Annotated in this window: 2 protein-coding genes; both read left to right on the forward strand. The window is 37.4% G+C overall.

What is annotated here, in order from left to right:
• The first annotated feature begins 70 nt into the window (after nucleotides 1-70).
• A complete protein-coding gene (locus N9I19_RS24835; RefSeq protein WP_317779345.1) occupies nucleotides 71-664 on the forward strand; it encodes an ABC transporter permease in 594 nt (197 codons plus the stop codon).
• A 15-nt stretch (nucleotides 665-679) separates the two neighbouring features.
• Nucleotides 680-1,099, forward strand: a complete 420-nt coding sequence (locus tag N9I19_RS24840) for an ABC transporter permease (protein ID WP_317779346.1) — start codon at nucleotides 680-682, stop codon at nucleotides 1,097-1,099.
• Nucleotides 1,100-1,164: the final 65 nt, after the last annotated feature.

Below are 1,164 nucleotides of genomic sequence, written 5' to 3' on the forward strand. Positions count from 1 at the left end.
GCCGGTAGTAGATGAATTAATTGAGAGATTTCAGGCTACTTTATAACTAGCAGGTGCAAGATTATTATTTATGCTAGCCATTACTTTTATTTTGGGAATTTCAACAGCAATCTATTCAGATGGATTATTAGATAGAATCGGCAGACTTATGGCTCTTTTAGGGTCCGCCATTCCTTCTTTTTGGCTTGGATTTTTATTCATTTATTTATTTTCTGTTCAATATGGCTTGCTTCCTTCTATGGGGCGTAGTACTTGGCAACATCTTGTTTTACCCGCACTAACACTGGGGTTAGGGGTGGGAGCAGTTTATGCTCGAGTTTTACGTACAAATATGTTGGATATGTTGAATCAGAATTTTGTCAAAGCTGCTAGAGCAAGAGGGATGTCAAAGAGGCGAATATTAGTTTTTCAAGTGTTTAAGCATGCTTTATTACCCATTGTGACGATGATTGGGACAAGTTTTGCGTATATGTTAGGTGGAAGTATTATTGTAGAATCCATTTTCTCTTGGCCAGGTTTGGGTCGATATATTATGTCGATAAATATGCGCGATTATCCAGTCATTCAAGGTTATGTTATTTTCACGTCCGTTCTATTTGTTGCTATTCATACGATTGTAGATTTCATTTATGTTCTAGTAGATCCGCGGTTAAGAGTTCGTTAGGAGGAAGATTATTTCATGCAGAAGGTGCTGTATCGATTAGATATAAACTTAATAGTAGGGATCGGATTACTTATGCTGATCTTTTTCGTGGGAATCTTTGCCCCCTGGATTTCTCCTCACGATCCTTTAGCTGTTAATCTAGCTAATAGACTATCTTCTCCAAGTTGGATGTATCCATTTGGCACCGATCATTTAGGTCGGTGCATTTTATCCCGAATTATTTATGGAATTAGAATAAGTGTGACAGGTGCTTTTCTCATTATGTTGTTTACTTTAATGATTAGTATCCCAATTGGGCTAGTAACAGGATATGTACGCGGTAAAACGGATCATATTTTTATGCGAATGATTGATAGTACGTTAGCTATTCCTGATATTGTCCTCACCATTACGATTGTCGGTGTGTTAGGACCTGGATTTATCGGAATCGAATGAAATGGAAAAGGAAAAGGAGTAGCAGGTGATTGACTGGTAAAATATAAAGTGTCGGAATAGGATAT

It is taken from the genome of Peribacillus sp. CSMR9 (genome assembly GCF_033141925.1).
GTDB lineage: Bacteria > Bacillota > Bacilli > Bacillales > DSM-1321 > Peribacillus > Peribacillus simplex_A.

Excerpts from the sequence above, each read along its gene's own strand:
- N9I19_RS24840 (WP_317779346.1), top strand. The coding sequence starts at position 680 with ATGCAGAAGGTGCTGTATCGATTAGATATAAACTTAATAGTAGGGATC.
- N9I19_RS24835 (WP_317779345.1), top strand. The coding sequence starts at position 71 with ATGCTAGCCATTACTTTTATTTTGGGAATTTCAACAGCAATCTATTCA.